The organism is Vibrio casei, from assembly GCF_002218025.2.
GTDB classification, from domain to species: domain Bacteria; phylum Pseudomonadota; class Gammaproteobacteria; order Enterobacterales; family Vibrionaceae; genus Vibrio; species Vibrio casei.
This window is the reverse complement of record NZ_AP018680.1, coordinates 517,747-535,018: the sequence shown is the minus strand read 5'-3', so window position 1 is coordinate 535,018 and position 17,272 is coordinate 517,747. Positions and strand designations below refer to the sequence as shown.

The window sequence follows — 17,272 nt, the reverse complement described above, 5'->3', positions numbered from 1 at the left end:
TTAAGAAAAACCGATAGTTACTTAATATTCATTTCAACCATGAATGAGTCATTGGTCAACGTTAATATCATCACTTGCCCAGGAGGAAATCCATACTCACAGCCTATTACACCTAAACTTTGATTAAGCATCTTAACGCTATAGTTTTCACCAAATATTTGTTTATCCGGCCACAATAAGGCGAGCCATTTATCACAATCAAGACGACTATTTGATATCGTTATAGGCCAACCTTTTCGAGTAAATTGAATACTTCTCCCATCAATATTCATCATAGAGGGCTGCTGATTAAGCATCCAATGTTGTCGATAAACGTTGGCATTACTCAATATTTGACGCTTGGCAACTATAAAAGCCGCTCTCTCTGCTTCAGGCTTCGTTTTTACATCCCATACATACAGCCAAGTCGCTATAATGCTCAAAATCAAGATACACCAAACAAAAAAACGTAAACGCTTTCGTATCCTCATCACTATGCGGAACCTTTGATCACATCTAGCATATTCCACATCGGTAAGAAAATACCCAGAGCCAACACCAGCACCATGCCAGCAACAACCACTAATAGGATAGGCTCAATACGGGCCGTTAATGTTTTAAGATCGTAATCAACTTCTCGTTCATAAAAATCAGCGACTTCAATTAATAATTCATCTATCCGCCCCGTTTCTTCACCAACCGCGATCATTTGTATCACCAATGGTGTAAAAACATCGATATTGATCGCGGCGTTAGAAATACTGCCCCCCGCTTCTATTGAGGCTTTCATCTCTAATAACCTCACTTCAAGATATCGATTACCTAATGCCTCTGCTGATAATGCTAATGACTGATTAATCGGAACGCCCGCGCGAAGCATTAATGAAAAAGTTCGAGAAAAACGTGCCATTTGAGCTCGATTGACAATACTGCCAACTAACGGCATATGCAGACGAAATTTATCCCATTTTTCGCGCCCTGCCGAGCGACTTACCCAAGCTTTAAAAGCAAATAACACGGCAAAAGCAATGGCAATGAGCAGCATCCAATAATCAACAAAGAAATTAGAAGTGGCGATTAACATTCGAGTCGGCAAAGGTAGATCAACACCAAAACGTGCAAACATAGAAGCAAACTTAGGGATAACCATGGTATTTAGTATCACCATTGCAATACTAATAAATCCAATCACAAACATCGGATAGCGCATTGCTTCTTTAATACGTTTACGTGTCTCAAGCTCTTTTTCGTAATAGTGTGCTAATTGCAATAAAGCTTCATCTAAACGGCCCGTATTCTCACCAACATTAATCATCGAAACAAATAGCGGGCTAAAGACATTTGGATACAATTGCAATGATGCCGATAAGCTCCGGCCATTAGTTAACTCCGCACTCACATCTTCTAATGCTTGCTTTAATTGCTTATTAGTACAATTTTGGATTAACCCTTTAATTGCTCGAAGTAAAGGAACCCCAGCTTTGGTTAAACTGAATAGCTGGCGACAGAATATAACCAAAACTTCAAGTGGAATGGCAGGCGTAAACCAGTCCGATAAATCAAACTCTTTCGCGTTCTTTCCTGAGCCACGAATAATAGACGTAGGAATAACACCTTTAGAAAACAAGGATTCCGCTGCCAGCTCTTCAGTTGGTGCATCGACCTTCCCGTTTACTTGGCTACCTTGTGCATTTCTACCTTGATATTGATAAGTCGGCATTTAGTCTCCTCACATCAAAATCGGTTCAACGCTGGAAGATAAATCACCTTCACCTAGCGCCATTACTTCATCAAGGCTAACCGTTCCTGTTAGTGCAAGCTCCATTGCCGATGCTAACAACGGTTTATACCCTTCCGCTTGGCGCGCTTTCGTTGCAAAACCAACGGCGTCATTACACCGAAGAGCATCCATCATCGGCTGATTCAGTTCTAAAAACTCAAACACACCAATGCGCCCCCGATAACCGGTTAAATTACAGTTCTGACAACCTAAGCCTTTTTTAAAAGAAGCATTAGCTTGGTTTGGGAAGCGACTCACGAGCCATTGCTTGGTGGCATCATCAATGTGATGGTCATCACCACAATCTGGGCATATTTTCCGAATCAAGCGCTGAGCTAATACAGCACGAACCGCGCTCGCCACTAAATAACCCGGAGCTCCCATATCCATCATACGCAATGCACTATCAACCGCATCGTTAGTGTGCAAGGTGGATAATACAAGATGCCCGGTGAGTGACGCCCGTAAGCCTATTTCAACGGTTTCCTGATCGCGCATTTCTCCCACAAGAATAATATCGGGGTCTTGTCGTAAAAAGGTTCTTAATATCGTTGAAAACTCCAAGTTGATCTTTGAATTAACTTGTACCTGATTAACCCGCGGTAAACGATATTCGACCGGATCCTCGGCTGTAATGATTTTTTTACCAGGTTCGTTTAGCTCAGCCAAAGCACCATACAAGGTGGTGGTTTTACCTGACCCTGTAGGCCCTGTGACCAAGATCATGCCATGAGGTCGGTGTAATTGTTTACGAAATCGAGTTAAAAGCTCTGGTGATAATCCAGATTCATCTAATGATTGAATCCCTGCCGACTGATTAAGTAAACGCATAACCACTGACTCACCATATTGAACAGGCATCGTAGATATACGCACATCAATCGAATTCCCACGAATTCGAACATTAAAACGGCCATCTTGTGGTAAGCGTTTTTCTGAAATATCCATATTGGACATCAATTTCAAACGTAACACCAAAGCAGACGCTACATTAACTTCATTCAGTAAGGTCTCGTGTAACACTCCATCAATACGTTGGCGTAAGCGTAAAACATCAGAATCTGGTTCAATATGAATATCCGACGCCCCCACTTGAATTGCATCTTCAAATAAAGAGTTGATGAGTTTTACCACCGTCACTTCATCACTGTCTTCATCTTGAAAAGCAAAATCAAAAGCGTTAGTACCTTGGTGCTCTGCATGCAATTGCTCAGCAAACGAGGCAATTTCTTTTGTGCGACGATAGAAACGATCAAAACAACTGATTAGCTGCTTTTCTGAAGCGACAACAAACTCTAAGCTGTAATTATTTAACTGAGTCAATAGCGATTCTTGAGCAGCCAGATCCGCTGGATCACTCATAGCAATACGCAATATATTACCATTTCGGCCGATCACTAATGCTCGTAGACGACGAGCATGAACTTCAGGAAGCACTTGAACGGCTTCAATATCAATTTGTGCTCGGCTCAAATCAATAAGAGGTAAGCCAAGTTGCTGTGATAAGAACGTCAGCATTTTTTGTTCAGTCAAAAAGCCAAGACGAATGAGCGTATCTCCCAGCTTTCGACCTGTATTTTTTTGACTACCAAGTGCCGTATCAAGCTGCTCTTGAGAAATCACGCTTTCTTCGACTAATAAGTCCCCTAGACGTTTGCGTAACTTAACTTGAGACATAGTTATTCCACTCCCTGTTCAAGAGATTTCAATAACGCAACACGATCACGTACGAAAGACTGAGACTGCGAAGATAGCCCTACCATGGTGAGCGCTTTATTATACGACTCAAGTGCTTCGTTGGATTGTGCTGCACGCTCTTGTTGAATGCCAAGCCCTAACCACCAACGCGCATTTTCAGGATCTCGTTTAGTTAACATTTGATAACTCTGCAGTGCCCAGTCGTTATTCTTAAGTTGCTGCGATAAAGCCGCACGCATAGCAAGGTACTTCTCTGAAACATTATCGGGTATATAGCTAAGTGCGCTTAATGCCGCTTCTGGCTGTTCTTCTTTGATTAAAATGGTCGCAAGTGACATTCGAAGATCATTGCTATTTTTATTCAGTTTAATACCCGATTCTAGTAATTCTGCCGACTTACGAACTTGACGATTACCATAATATAAAGCGGCTAATTTACGTCTTGTGACTTCATCTGTAGGCACGTAACGTAAAGCATCTTGGTATTCTGTACTTGCCGCTTCAAAATCATTTATTTCCAATGCTTTGCTCGCTCGGTCAATCGACTTATCCGCCATTTGACGACGCGTTAATTCAACTTGCTGTACATTCATCGATGATTCATTCATGACCGCACGACTTGCAGACGACGCCTTTTTATCTTGTGTCGATAATGCTTTAGGCTGACTATTATTAGTCGAAACCAATTGGATAGGTACGGGATTTACATTGACTTCGTTTGTCTGAATTAGCTGTTTTTTACTGGAAGGGGAAGCAACGACAACTGATTTTCCAGTGTTCTGCATGTCGTAAGTTAGCTCTTCATTGACAACTTTAGGGTCAACATAAATCGTCGCATAAGATTGATTAATCACCTTATTAGTATTGCTTTGTGCAGCAACTAAAGAAGGTTGCACAGCAACACCAACAGTTGATGATTGAACAATTGATGTTTGGACAGGAACTGGAGAACTGTTAACCGCCCAAGCCCCAATCCCTAGACTTAAAGTAAAACCACCTATAGCCCATACAAAACGAGATGATTTGACTGGCGACACATTCGCTCTGACTAATTTCCCTTGCTTACCATCTATCGGAGATTGCTGCTCTGCTAACGTTGATAGCGCATTATTAATCGTACTCATGTTCAACTCCAACCCCATAAATAAGGGGTCTTATATTTAGGCTTCTTAACATCAAACGTATCATGCAATGCGCTAAACACATGCTGGGTTTGTATCTGCTGTTTTTGCTCCATAAAGGCCATCAATAGCGATTTATGACACACTTGGTTGATCATTCGTGGAATACCTTGTGTCGCTTTCCATATTGATTTTTTTAATCGCAAATTAAAAATAGCAGCAGCACCACCACTTTGCGTTATACGATGATCAATATAAGCAACTGTTTCATCTAACGTTAATGGTCTTAACTTTGCACTAAAAGTAATTCTTTGGCGAAACTGCCTCAAATTATGTTGAGACAATCTCTCATCCAATTCCGGCTGTCCTAGAATCACCATTTGTAATAATTTACGATGCTCGGTTTCTAAATTGCCAAATAAACGCAATGTTTCTACCGCTTCATCACTCAAAGCTTGAGCTTCGTCGATTAACGCTACAACCGTCTGGCCGTTTTGATGAATCTCAAGCAGTCGAGCATGAATAGCATCAACCAAATTCACAGAGTCGATAGCCGATTGTAATGACAATTCGCGTGCAACAGATTGCTTTAACTCCAATCCATTTAAAATAGGATTAGGTAGATACACTAAGTGAACGCTATCTTTTAAGTGATTAATTAACATACGACATACTAGAGTTTTTCCAGTACCGACCTCACCCGTTACTTTCACAATCCCTTCGCCCATATTAATCGCACTCAGCACGGTTTGTATCGCCTCAAAATGAGGTTCAAGGCCATGAAAAAGTGCCGTTGTAGGAGTCAGGTTAAAAGGAGCCTGACTCAAGCCAAAGTAAGATTGATAAACCATTATTTAGAGTCTGGGAACCATTCCTGTAATAAATCACGAGACTTTTCAACTTCTTGTGACCAAGTATTAACACCAACAACTGTCGGTTTTAATAAAATCACCAGTTCCGTTTTCCTGGTAAGCTTATTGGTATTACGGAATAAGTGCCCTACGCCAGGGATATCACCTAAGAAGGGTACTTTCGTGGTTTGATCGATACTGCTGCTACTCATTAAGCCACCAATAACAACGACATCGCCATCTTTTGCTCGAACAACAGAATCAGATTCACGAATAGAACTTTTCGCTAATGGTAAAGTTAATACCCCCCCGGTATCACCAAGATCAATAACACGGTTATCCGTTGTCACATCAATAACCGCAGGGTGAACATGAAGCATCACATTCCCTTTATCATCAATTTGAGGCGTCACATCTAATGATATTCCTGAGAAGAATGGGGTGAGTTCAACATTTTGAGCCACATTTGCGTTGTCGCCACTGCCCACCTCCCCATCCACACCGGTGACATAATATTGATCCTCACCGACCTTAATCACTGCTTTTTGGTTATTTGCCGCAGTGACACGAGGACTCGACAAGACATTTAAATCGCCTTGTGTCGCCATAAAACTCATCACGGCACTAAAATTACCATCACTGATCACCATGTTCGTACCGCCACCAAGTAAATCACCGATAGTATTTAAGCCTGGGATGATCCCACCACCAGAAGTCCCACCTGTAATTGTCGTTCCACCAATAGAGCCACTTAAATTCGACCAATTGATACCTTGTTGATATCCATCACTTAATGTCACTTCCATAATCTTGGCTTCAAGAACAACTTGACGATGTAAGCGTTTTTCAGAAATTCCTAAAAACGCTTTAATTTCACGAAGTTCATTAGGGTAAGCGCGAACCGTAATAACACCAGCTTGTGGAGAGACAATCACACTTCGGCCACTACCATCCCCAATCATTGATTTAACGGCTTTTTGCAACTGAGGCCAGAAATCACTTTTATTGGTCGTTTCTATGCGTGTCCCACCTGTCGCAGTTGTTTCTGTTGATGTACTATCGCCACTATCGTTTCCATTCGAACTACTCGAATTAGAACTACCATTATCGTTGTTATTATCATACTCAGATGTCACAGATCCTGTTGTTATGGTCGTTAATGACAAGCCTTTACGCTTAAATTGCAAATAATCAACAGCTAGCGTTTCCGTTCTTAAACCTGACGGGTACACTTGGATCACTTTGCCTGTTTTAAGAATGTCATAACCATAAATATCACTAACAGAATCAAGTGCTTCATCTAAAGTAACATCCGAAAGGTTTAAGGTAACTTGTCCAGCAACATCAGGATGTACAATCACGCTATAATCTGTGCCTTGTACCAAACTTGCAAAAAATACCTTAGCATTCACGGCCTGTGCTTGAATTCGAAAACGCTTAACAGAAGAATGACTACCTTCTTTTGAACCATCCACATCGGGCATTAAATCTGCTTGAACGGAATCAGGTAAATCATCAACAGAGCTCATGCTATTATCGTTAGCCGCTTCATTTAAAGCTCGCTTAATTTCAACAGGATCTCGGTGCCCCATAGAGCAGCCCATCAATGAGGCAATCATGATACTTAAGATTATTTTGCGCATATTAACCTTGAAACCTTAGTTTTTTTTGACTTGAGAAAAGAGTTCTAAATTCCATGTTTTAGAACCTCGAGCTAAAGCAACTTGTTGACGATTAATATCCGTCACCTTATACCCATTAACGACTTGCCCTTTGCTCACTATTTTATTATCCACCACAGCTCGACACTCAGTGTTATCCTCACAAACGATGCTTTGCAAAGTAGGTACTTTGTAATAAATTTTCTTGTTTAATTTTGCAGATTTACCTGACATCCAATCTAAGGGAGCTGTAGGGTCTTGCTCAGCCAAAACACCGTTAGAAAATACGATAAGAAAACCGAGTAATAAAGCTTTAGCCACCGATAAACTCCTCTTTAGCACCAAGTGTATACACCACAAGCACCAATTGTGCTTGTGGGTAATCTTGCACCTCATAATGAAAACTACGCCAATAATATTTCACTGGCATTTGTTCTAATTGAGATAAATAGGCTTCAATATCGAAATAATTACCAGTCAATACAATTTTCACAGGATGAATGTAATAACCAATGTTTTCTGATGATTCTTCTAAAGTAATCGGTTCACTTGGCATCGAAACTAAGGACACCAATTTCAGCTTATGCGTTTGATCAAGAACCTTTTCGAGTAATGTCGCCATTGCTGTAGGGGTAACCAAACTATCGACAACTTTCGATAAACGCAAAGATAAATCCTGACTAGTTTGCCGTAATAGCTTGTATTCTTTATCTATATCTTTATTCGGATCTTGTTTCAGCTTATGCGTAATCTCGGCAATTTTTCCATGCAACTCACCAGCCTGCCCTTTCAATGAGGACAATTGAACTTTCTGTGCATTGTTTTTTATCTGAGCCGGCTCAACCACAAAGCTAAAAAGTAAAAAGTAAAAAGTAAAAAGTAAAAAGATCACCGCAATCCATCCAGCGATGGTTGTCAACCATTTTTCTCTCTCAGATAAATGAGAAAACTTCCCGCTCAATATCGTCCACTGTTTCTTCAGCTCATCCATTACTTATCTCCCGATCGAGAACGTAAGGAAAACATAACCACATCATTTTCATCACGGCCAATAGATAAGCTTTCAAAAGTACGGCCAACTAAATTCATTTCTGTTTTAAAATTTTGAACCCAATTAGGTACAACCGCCGGTGATTTAGCTAAACCTTGAACATTCATTTTATCGTTATCAATTTGAATATGAGTTAACGAGATATCATTGCGACCAATGGTAGAAAGACCATGCATAATACCGGAGTACCCCACTTGAAGACTGGCATCGAAACTATTAATAACTTTCAGTGAATCTTGTTTCGTTTTTACATCTTCTTTTAAACGATCAACGGCAGCAACTTTGGCAGGTAAGGGTTGATGTAAATCCAATTTTTTCTGTAACTCTGTCACCTGTGAAGATAATAGTTGCACTTGTTTTTTTTCTACCGCAACTTGCTTGCTTGCAATATTATTTTTATAGCTATAAAAACCATAAATACTCAACATGATCGCCGTAATAATAATCCAACTGCTTACCACCAGTTCTAAAGTGAACACTTCTTTTTTAGGTTGAAGGTGATTGGGATACAGGTTAACGCCTTGCAAACCAATCTGATAAGATTCAATAGCCAAAACATGGCCACTTTTTTGCGCTTCAGCACCTTGAAGTAAGGGCTCAACAGAAACATTCAACCTTTCTTGAAGTGCCTGCTTTAATTCATTTTCATCCTCTGCATCGCAACACAAAAATAATTTGTTAATCTGAACTTGCTTTAATTGCGAAGACAAATAGTCCATCGAACGTTGTAATTCCAACGCTAAACCATCTAACTGTATTGTATTTGAATATTCCGCAGTAACTGGTGGCGCGATTCCTCGAACCGTTCTTTGAAAGACAGATCTTTGTTCGACAAAAGCCCCTATTTTAAATTCACTATTATGTGAACGATGTAAAAGCATGTAGGCAGGTATATCGGATCGAGTATGTGACCATACTTGGTCTTCAGGAAAAATATGTAAAAGATGTATATTATTCTTATCTAAAATATCTCGAATTTGTTCAACCAAACGTTTAGTAACCACGTATGCTTGTATTTTCGTACTATGAGGAACTTCCACACCATCAGCGACAATCTCCGCCGCTCGTTCTGTAATAAGATCTTTTAGCAAAAAGGGCAATGCTAAAGGCCATTCTTCTTTTGGGATTACTGGCTTTTCTATTTGATAACTTTGGTAGAAATGAGAGCCCAAAGTCACCGTTGCATTGACATTATTACAAGCCTCCAGATCCAAGGCAGCTTGAAGTACAAAGTCCCAAGAGCTCTCTTTCAATTCATGAAAAGTGGCAGCCTGAATCTGTGATTCACCATCCACTTTAGATAAATAAATCCCATCACTTAATATAACGATACTAAGTGCTGATTTAGCTGGACCTTTAGAGGTCAGTCTTTGTATTAATGAGTTCATACTCATGGATTAAATACTTTCCTTTATTTACGCCAACGATTTCTACGGCCAGGTTTAATCAATACTGTTGTTCCCACATTAGGTAATAGTTGTTTTTCTTCTTCAAAATAGCGACCTTGCCCACCACGAACCCCCAAATGAGCTAAAACATCCCATTCATTTTTTGTCTCCACACCAACAGCAATCACAGTAGTAGCACTGTCCACACAAGCACCCAGTAAGCTACGAATAAATAATTGATTCTCACTTCGTCTATCGATTTGTTTTACTAAACTACGATGAAGTTTTAAATACAAAATAGGCAAATCTTTAATATAATGAGTACTCACAATTGTCCGACCAACTTGGTTGACAATAACGTTACACCCTAAACCTGATAACATTTTTATGACTGGCTTCATGAAATCCAAGTCATTAATTAAACTACCTTCTATAAACTCGAAACTTAACTTACGTCTCAATTCTTTAGGCAATTGTAGTAGTTCATCACGAAGCCAACGTAAATATTCTTTCTTTTTAAAAGGAGTGGTAAACAAATTAACTGAATAACAATCTTTTTGTTGATTACATTTTAAATGATCAAATACCATTTTAAGCGTAACTTGATCCATTTTTCTTTCATAACCAACTTGTTGTATTGCTGTTAAAAACCGTGATGCTTTAACAATAGCACCGACTTCATCTTTAATTCTGCTAAATAGTTCAAAGTGTTCGTTTATTTTGATCTCGCCATCAATTAAATAACAAGGTTGAGCGTAAATAAATAGATTTTGATCATTTAATGTTAAGTCAAATAAATTCCGCCACCGAACCCCACCACGAAATTCAACCCTAGTGTCCACTTTCTTTTTATATTTAGCCCAATTATTAACATACTCTAATGTTGCGGTTTTAAGCGCAGATTCAGCTTCATCAATAATTCGCCCTAAACTCTCACCTTGAGAGAAATTACTTAGCCCTAAATGACACCAATTACCCTTCTCAAGTGGTTGTGGTGGATCCAATTTCTCTAATTGGTTAATACATTGATGAGCAAATTGAGATATTTCCTTCTCTGACTGATGAGGGATCATCAATGCAAACTGTGAATCATAATAGCGAGCAAATACAGCGTTTGGATACTTCTGAATTAGATTATTTAAAACCTGCCCAACAGACACTAAGAATGGCTCATAAATAGATTTATCGACTTTTTCTGTCAACACCTCCCAACCATTAATATCAACTAGCAGCACCCCACCAGATGCTCCCGCTTCTTGCAAAGCAGACTCTAATCGGCTATCAAATAATACTCGGTTTGCAGCACCTGTAAGCTGATCAAGAAAAGTATGGGTGCGAATAAACGTATCAAAACGGCTTCTTTCTTGTCTAGCGTCATTAAGCTCTTCAATTAAGCGATCCAACGCTTCACTAGCCGTGTATGGCCATTCTCTTTCATCACCTTTTGCAAATTTTTCGACTTGACCTGCGAGAAGCATTCGGCCCCTCTCTTCTAATAGCTCCGAACCATATAACTGCTCTCTTAGCCAATGCAAACCTTTAAGTAAACAAAAAACAACCAATAAAACGGCGAGAGTCAGGGAAAAGAAAGCTTCAAAAGAATAACTATTATTGGTGTACGGTGGGATAACTTGAAACTCAGCAGAATAATTAGCATTTTTCTGTAAGGCGTAAACTTTTTTATACAATAAAAGAGTGTCTTTCTGCTGATCTAATATTTTATCTCGAAACGAATAAATAACGCCTGAGGGTGATGATAATGTTAGTTCGACAACATGGCTGGTTTGCAACAATTTAGGTAGCCAACGCCTAATGACATCAAAATCTTGAGGCTTAGCTAGCTCATTATCAATAATCGAAGTGATACGAATAAGATTTTGATCAACATACTCACCGCCCATTTTTTTGAAGGTAAAAACGCCCCCCACAAATAGGATAAACATAGCGCTAACTACAATCATCGTCACAAAAGAAACTAATCGAGTGCTCAGTTTAAGTGTCGGGGTATATCTCATATAAACCCAATTCCATTTAGTTAATTTACTCAGATAAGAGTAATTATCGTCCAAAATGACATCAATATAGATTTTAGTAATAAGTTCTTATTATTTGTGGGCATAGTAACAACAAAAGTCGCAATAAACATGCGACTTTTAATATATGTTACAAAAGGTTAAGGTTTTTAGAACGGAATATCGTCGTCAAAATCCATTGGTGGTTCATTGTATTGAGGTGCTTGCTGTTGAGGCGATTGTTGTTGTGGAGCGCGAGAAGCTGGTTGTTGCGAAGCTTGGGGTTGTTGAGGTTGCCCCCAATTACCACCTTGATTGCCAGCAGGAGCTTGAGCGCCACCTTGAGCACGACCACCAAGCATTTGCATTACGCCATTAAACCCTTGAACAACCACTTCGGTAGTGAAACGATCTTGGCCACTTTGGTCTTGCCATTTACGTGTTTGCAGCTGGCCTTCAATGTAAACTTGAGAACCTTTGCGTAAATATTCACCAGCTACTTCGGCCAACTTACCAAACAATGACACACGGTGCCATTCTGTTTTTTCACGTTGTTCTCCAGTGGCTTTATCTCTCCAAGAATCCGACGTTGCAATGGTAATATTTGCCACCGCACCACCGCTAGGTAAATAACGAATTTCCGGATCGTTACCAAGATTTCCAACTAATATTACTTTGTTTATTCCGCGGCTAGCCATGCTCTGCTCCGTCTCAATACGTTTATAAATAGCAATGGATGATACCATGCTTTATCACGACATAGGAATCAATGTTCTCCAATAAACATTGCTCAATGTCACTCACCGGATAACAAATTCACAAGCCATAATTCATTATTACGTATATTGGATGAAGTCATTCTCAAAGATAAGACATTGACATGAAAGATTAAAAATAAACCTACCATGACAATATAAAGTTCAATAAAGTCCGTCAATTAAGTAAACCAAGTTCAATCCACTAAACATTTCCCATGGACTTCTCAACCGATATTTAATGTAAATGAATCAGGGTAAAAACATGATCAATAACCATCAAGGCATCATCGTTTATTTTTTGTCCCCTCATGTATCGGACAGCACCTCCCTATTTTCATATTTACAAGATGAGTTAAGTATAGAAATTCAATCAATCGCCCTCGAAACACTTGGTTTCGTCGAGTCTCAATCCCAGCAATATATCGTATTGGTCGATACACAATTCTCTGAAAGTAAATTATTTGAATTGCAAACTCACCCTTTTTTAAAGCAAGCCATTGCTACCGCTTTATTTAATGCTCCTACACATCCTAACTTAACCTTGCTTACTCAATGGTATCAACTGTCTGGTTATTTCTATCAACATGAATGCTTTTCTGAAATTTCAAATGGAATCAAAGCCATTCTAAACGGGCATAATTGCCTTCCAAAGCCATTATTAGTGACATTGTTCCAACATTGGCAAGTCATTAGTCGTCAGAATAATAATATAGTTGTAAAGGCAAAATTATCCCTAACGCATCGAGAATTAGAAATTCTTAACCATTTGCAAGTTGGCCAATCAAATCTTGATATCGCTGATAACCTTTTTGTTAGTGAACACACGATAAAATCGCATTTATACCGAATTTTCAAAAAAATAAATGTCGACAATCGCAGACAAGCTATCAATTGGGCTCAATTATACCTTTAACATTCCCATTTAACGTAAAGATGAGATAACCCTAAATTTTAGCGGAGTGTCATAAAAACGACGCTTAAAGCTGCGATATTTGTGTTTCTCCCGTGAAAAATGCTATTTTATCAATATCAATCATTTAATTATCAAATCAGGTCTTATTCATGATCAAAAAATGTCTTTTCCCTGCTGCTGGTTATGGCACTCGCTTTCTTCCTGCCACAAAATCAATGCCAAAAGAGATGATGCCTATCGTCAATAAACCACTTATTGAATATGGTGTTGAAGAAGCCATTGAAGCTGGTATGAACGGTATGTGTATCGTAACCGGCCGTGGCAAGCACTCTCTGACTGACCATTTCGATAAAAATTACGAACTTGAACACCAAATTAGCGGCACCAATAAAGAAGATTTACTGGTTAATATTCGCGACATCATTGACAGTGCTAACTTTACTTACATTCGACAACGTGAAATGAAAGGTTTAGGGCATGCCATTTTAACCGGACGTGAGCTTGTTGGGGATGAACCGTTTGCAGTCGTTTTGGCGGATGATTTATGCGTCAACCCTGATCAGGGGGTTCTATCTCAAATGGTTGCATTGTATAAGCAATTCCGTTGTTCAATCGTCGCGGTTCAAGAAGTACCTCGTGAAGACGTTCACAAATACGGGGTTATCTCTGGTGAAATGATTAAAGATGATCTTTATCGTGTCGACGACATGGTAGAAAAACCAGAAAAAGGTACAGAACCAAGTAATCTTGCAATTATTGGTCGTTATATTTTAACACCTGATATTTTTGAATTAATAGAGCAAACTGAACCGGGTAAAGGCGGTGAAATTCAAATTACCGATGCGTTATTAAAGCAAGCAAAAGCCGGTTGCGTTTTAGCTTATAAATTTAAAGGCAAACGTTTTGACTGTGGAAGTGTTGAAGGCTATATAGAAGCAACCAACTATTGTTATGAAAACGTCTATTTAAAATCTCAAGATACTAAAACAAACAAAAAATAACCGATTTTTTATTCCAAAAGCTCAAACCGCAATAGATATTTTTATTGCGGTTTTTCTTTTTTCGGTAGCTATTAACTGTTTTTTTATACAGTAAGCTATTCTCACTTTTTGCTACCTATGTAATACTTAAGGCTTGTTTGCTTTGATGGATTCAATCTCTAATCAAGCCGAAAACACCCTAAGCCCCCTTCTTAATAATGAGAGCGTGAAACATGGAAACCATCGAAGTTCGCGGTGCCAGAACCCATAATCTAAAGAATATTAATCTCACTATCCCAAGAGATAAGTTGATTGTTATTACGGGATTATCTGGCTCAGGAAAATCCTCATTGGCTTTTGATACATTGTACGCAGAAGGACAACGTCGTTATGTGGAATCTTTATCGGCTTATGCTCGTCAGTTTTTATCTTTAATGGAAAAGCCAGATGTTGATCATATTGAGGGTTTATCACCAGCCATTTCAATTGAACAGAAATCGACGTCACACAATCCACGCTCAACAGTAGGCACCATTACCGAAATCTACGACTATTTGCGGTTATTATACGCTCGAGTTGGTGAGCCTCGTTGCCCAGATCACAACACACCTCTTGCGGCTCAGACGATCTCACAGATGGTCGATAAAGTTGTAGAAATGACAGAAAACAGCAAATTAATGTTGCTTGCTCCGATCATTAAAGAACGAAAAGGTGAGCATGTTAAAACTCTACAAAACCTTGCAGCACAAGGATTTATTCGTGCGAGAATTGATGGGGAAACCTGTGATCTTTCCGATCCACCAACATTAGAGCTTCATAAAAAGCACACCATTGAGGTGGTTGTCGACCGATTTAAAGTTCGTGATGGTATTCAACAACGATTAGCCGAATCATTCGAAACAGCATTAGAACTTTCGGGTGGAACGGCAACTATTACTTGGATGGATGATGAAAGCCAAGAAGATATTGTATTCTCCGCTAACTTTGCTTGCTCCCATTGTGGCTATAGCGTACGAGAACTCGAGCCTCGTTTATTTTCGTTCAATAACCCTGCTGGAGCTTGTGAAACTTGCGATGGATTGGGTGTTCAGCAATTTTTTGACGCTGAACGAGTCATTCAAGATGAAAGCCTTAGCCTCGCAAATGGTGCTATCAGAGGTTGGGATAAAAAGAACTTTTACTATTTTCAAATGCTCACTGCTTTAGCTGAACATTATCATTTCGATTTACAGCAGCCGTTCAATAAACTCCCTAAAAAAGTACGAGATATCGTTCTAAATGGATCAAAGCGTGACGAAATTGAATTTAAGTATGTGAATGACCGTGGCGATATGCGAGTAAAACGCCATACCTTCGAAGGCATTCTCAATAACTTAAATCGTCGCTACCATGAAACCGATTCTAATTCCGTTCGTGAAGAGCTGTCTAAATACATCTCTAACAAATGTTGCTCAAGCTGTGGTGGTGCTCGATTAAAAACCGAAGCTCGCCACGTTTTCATCAACGACACATCATTACCAGAAATCGTTGAAATGAGTATTTTTGGAACCATGGCGTTCTTTCAATCCTTAAACTTAACAGGTCAACGTGCACAAATTGCCGAAAAAATCTTAAAAGAAATTGGGGATAGATTAAATTTCTTAATTAACGTGGGCTTGAACTATTTAAACCTTTCTCGTAGCGCTGAAACGCTGTCGGGTGGTGAAGCTCAACGCATTCGTCTGGCTAGTCAAATTGGTGCTGGACTTGTCGGAGTGATGTATGTGCTGGATGAACCTTCTATTGGTTTACATCAACGAGATAACGAACGTTTACTCAAAACTTTAATACATCTGCGTGATCTCGGAAATACCGTCATTGTGGTAGAGCATGATGAAGACGCGATCAGAGCAGCAGATCATGTAATTGACATTGGCCCAGGGGCTGGTGTTCATGGCGGTAATGTTATTGCAGAAGGAACAATGGATGACATACTGGCTACCCCAGATTCGTTAACTGGACAATATCTCAGTGGCGTAAAACAAATCGAGGTACCAAAACAACGAACCCCAGTAGATAAGAAAAAAATCGTAGAACTTATCGGAGCGACAGGAAATAATCTTCAGAACGTTAATTTGTCTATTCCTGTTGGTTTATTCACTTGCGTGACAGGAGTTTCCGGATCCGGTAAGTCGACCTTAATTAACGATACTTTCTTTAAAATCGCTCATGCTCGATTAAATGGTGCCACAACAGCAGAAGCGGCACCTTATAAGAAAATTGTAGGGTTAGAGCATTTTGATAAAGTCATCGATATTAATCAAAGCCCAATAGGTAGAACACCTCGTTCAAACCCAGCAACCTACACTGGCATTTTCACCCCTATCCGAGAGCTTTTTGCTGGAACTCAAGAATCACGTTCTCGTGGCTATAAACCAGGACGATTTAGTTTTAATGTGCGCGGTGGTCGTTGTGAAGCTTGTCAAGGTGATGGTGTCATCAAAGTTGAAATGCATTTCTTACCAGATGTCTATGTCCCTTGCGATGCCTGCAAAGGAAAGCGCTATAACCGCGAAACATTAGATGTTCGATATAAAGGCAAGAGTATTGATGAAGTACTTGAAATGACAGTTGAAGATGCTCATCAATTCTTTGAACCCGTTCCGGTAATTGCCCGTAAATTGAAAACCTTAATCGATGTTGGTTTATCCTATATCCGTTTAGGACAGGCCGCTACAACCTTGTCAGGAGGCGAGGCTCAGCGAGTTAAACTTGCCAAAGAACTCTCTAAACGAGATACAGGTAAAACCTTGTATATTTTAGATGAGCCAACCACCGGTCTGCACTTTCATGATATTCAGCAATTGCTTAATGTTTTGCATCGCTTACGTGATCATGGAAACACTGTTGTTGTCATTGAGCATAATTTAGATGTGATCAAAACGGCAGATTGGATTGTTGACCTTGGTCCTGAAGGTGGGAATGGTGGCGGTGAAATTATCGCGGTAGGCACCCCAGAAGATGTCGTAAAAGTGAAAGGATCTCATACCGCACATTTTCTAAAGGCATTATTAAAATAAATATACCTAAATAGCATTAAG

Annotated in this window: 14 protein-coding genes; 3 read left to right on the top strand and 11 right to left on the bottom strand. The window is 39.5% G+C overall.

What is annotated here, in order from left to right:
* Positions 1–17: 17 nt before the first annotated feature.
* From VCASEI_RS02585 to VCASEI_RS02535, 11 genes are all read right to left on the bottom strand, one after another.
* A complete protein-coding gene (locus VCASEI_RS02585; RefSeq protein ID WP_162621009.1) occupies positions 18–422 on the bottom strand; it encodes a hypothetical protein in 405 nt (134 codons plus the stop codon).
* 50 nt (positions 423–472) lie between these two features.
* Complete coding sequence (locus tag VCASEI_RS02580; protein WP_089110576.1) at positions 473–1,699, bottom strand: type II secretion system F family protein; 1,227 nt, start codon at positions 1,697–1,699, stop codon at positions 473–475.
* A 9-nt stretch (positions 1,700–1,708) separates the two neighbouring features.
* On the bottom strand, positions 1,709–3,436 hold the full coding sequence (locus VCASEI_RS02575) for a GspE/PulE family protein (protein WP_089110577.1): 1,728 nt from the start codon (positions 3,434–3,436) through the stop codon (positions 1,709–1,711).
* A gap of 2 nt (positions 3,437–3,438) precedes the next feature.
* A complete protein-coding gene (locus VCASEI_RS02570) occupies positions 3,439–4,581 on the bottom strand; it encodes a tetratricopeptide repeat protein (protein ID WP_089110578.1) in 1,143 nt (380 codons plus the stop codon).
* 2 nt (positions 4,582–4,583) lie between these two features.
* The gene (locus tag VCASEI_RS02565; RefSeq protein WP_089110579.1) at positions 4,584–5,429 is read right to left on the bottom strand and encodes an ExeA family protein; all 846 of its coding nucleotides are present in this window, start codon (positions 5,427–5,429) and stop codon (positions 4,584–4,586) included.
* Complete coding sequence (gene mshL, locus VCASEI_RS02560; protein ID WP_089110580.1) at positions 5,429–7,072, bottom strand: pilus (MSHA type) biogenesis protein MshL; 1,644 nt, start codon at positions 7,070–7,072, stop codon at positions 5,429–5,431. Before mshL ends, VCASEI_RS02565 begins: the two co-directional genes overlap by 1 nt.
* Before the next feature lie 15 nt (positions 7,073–7,087).
* Positions 7,088–7,411, bottom strand: a complete 324-nt coding sequence (locus tag VCASEI_RS02555) for an MSHA biogenesis protein MshK (RefSeq protein ID WP_089110581.1) — start codon at positions 7,409–7,411, stop codon at positions 7,088–7,090.
* Positions 7,404–8,081, bottom strand: coding sequence for a type 4a pilus biogenesis protein PilO (pilO, locus tag VCASEI_RS02550; protein WP_089110582.1), 678 nt, complete (start codon positions 8,079–8,081; stop codon positions 7,404–7,406). Before pilO ends, VCASEI_RS02555 begins: the two co-directional genes overlap by 8 nt.
* A complete protein-coding gene (locus VCASEI_RS02545; RefSeq protein WP_089110583.1) occupies positions 8,081–9,535 on the bottom strand; it encodes an MSHA biogenesis protein MshI in 1,455 nt (484 codons plus the stop codon). Before VCASEI_RS02545 ends, pilO begins: the two co-directional genes overlap by 1 nt.
* Before the next feature lie 17 nt (positions 9,536–9,552).
* Complete coding sequence (gene csrD / locus VCASEI_RS02540; RefSeq protein WP_089110584.1) at positions 9,553–11,544, bottom strand: RNase E specificity factor CsrD; 1,992 nt, start codon at positions 11,542–11,544, stop codon at positions 9,553–9,555.
* Between the two features lie 167 nt (positions 11,545–11,711).
* Complete coding sequence (locus tag VCASEI_RS02535; RefSeq protein ID WP_086960845.1) at positions 11,712–12,239, bottom strand: single-stranded DNA-binding protein; 528 nt, start codon at positions 12,237–12,239, stop codon at positions 11,712–11,714.
* A gap of 322 nt (positions 12,240–12,561) precedes the next feature.
* Here VCASEI_RS02535 and VCASEI_RS02530 point away from each other — a divergent pair, with 322 nt between their 5' ends.
* The 3 genes from VCASEI_RS02530 to uvrA all read left to right on the top strand — a co-directional run bounded on the left by VCASEI_RS02530 (position 12,562) and on the right by uvrA (position 17,251).
* On the top strand, positions 12,562–13,212 hold the full coding sequence (locus VCASEI_RS02530) for a LuxR C-terminal-related transcriptional regulator (protein ID WP_162621008.1): 651 nt from the start codon (positions 12,562–12,564) through the stop codon (positions 13,210–13,212).
* A 149-nt stretch (positions 13,213–13,361) separates the two neighbouring features.
* The gene (gene galU / locus VCASEI_RS02525; RefSeq protein WP_086960752.1) at positions 13,362–14,213 is read left to right on the top strand and encodes a UTP--glucose-1-phosphate uridylyltransferase GalU; all 852 of its coding nucleotides are present in this window, start codon (positions 13,362–13,364) and stop codon (positions 14,211–14,213) included.
* 212 nt (positions 14,214–14,425) lie between these two features.
* On the top strand, positions 14,426–17,251 hold the full coding sequence (gene uvrA, locus VCASEI_RS02520; protein WP_089110585.1) for an excinuclease ABC subunit UvrA: 2,826 nt from the start codon (positions 14,426–14,428) through the stop codon (positions 17,249–17,251).
* Positions 17,252–17,272 lie beyond the last annotated feature (21 nt).

Bases quoted from the DNA above. Each gene is read 5' to 3' on its own strand.
- pilO (WP_089110582.1), bottom strand. From the start codon at position 8,081: ATGGATGAGCTGAAGAAACAGTGGACGATATTGAGCGGGAAGTTTTCT.
- uvrA (WP_089110585.1), top strand. From the start codon at position 14,426: ATGGAAACCATCGAAGTTCGCGGTGCCAGAACCCATAATCTAAAGAAT.
- VCASEI_RS02570 (WP_089110578.1), bottom strand. From the start codon at position 4,581: ATGAGTACGATTAATAATGCGCTATCAACGTTAGCAGAGCAGCAATCT.
- VCASEI_RS02575 (WP_089110577.1), bottom strand. From the start codon at position 3,436: ATGTCTCAAGTTAAGTTACGCAAACGTCTAGGGGACTTATTAGTCGAA.
- VCASEI_RS02535 (WP_086960845.1), bottom strand. From the start codon at position 12,239: ATGGCTAGCCGCGGAATAAACAAAGTAATATTAGTTGGAAATCTTGGT.
- VCASEI_RS02545 (WP_089110583.1), bottom strand. From the start codon at position 9,535: ATGAGTATGAACTCATTAATACAAAGACTGACCTCTAAAGGTCCAGCT.
- mshL (WP_089110580.1), bottom strand. From the start codon at position 7,072: ATGCGCAAAATAATCTTAAGTATCATGATTGCCTCATTGATGGGCTGC.
- galU (WP_086960752.1), top strand. From the start codon at position 13,362: ATGATCAAAAAATGTCTTTTCCCTGCTGCTGGTTATGGCACTCGCTTT.
- VCASEI_RS02580 (WP_089110576.1), bottom strand. From the start codon at position 1,699: ATGCCGACTTATCAATATCAAGGTAGAAATGCACAAGGTAGCCAAGTA.
- VCASEI_RS02565 (WP_089110579.1), bottom strand. From the start codon at position 5,429: ATGGTTTATCAATCTTACTTTGGCTTGAGTCAGGCTCCTTTTAACCTG.
- VCASEI_RS02530 (WP_162621008.1), top strand. From the start codon at position 12,562: ATGATCAATAACCATCAAGGCATCATCGTTTATTTTTTGTCCCCTCAT.
- csrD (WP_089110584.1), bottom strand. From the start codon at position 11,544: ATGAGATATACCCCGACACTTAAACTGAGCACTCGATTAGTTTCTTTT.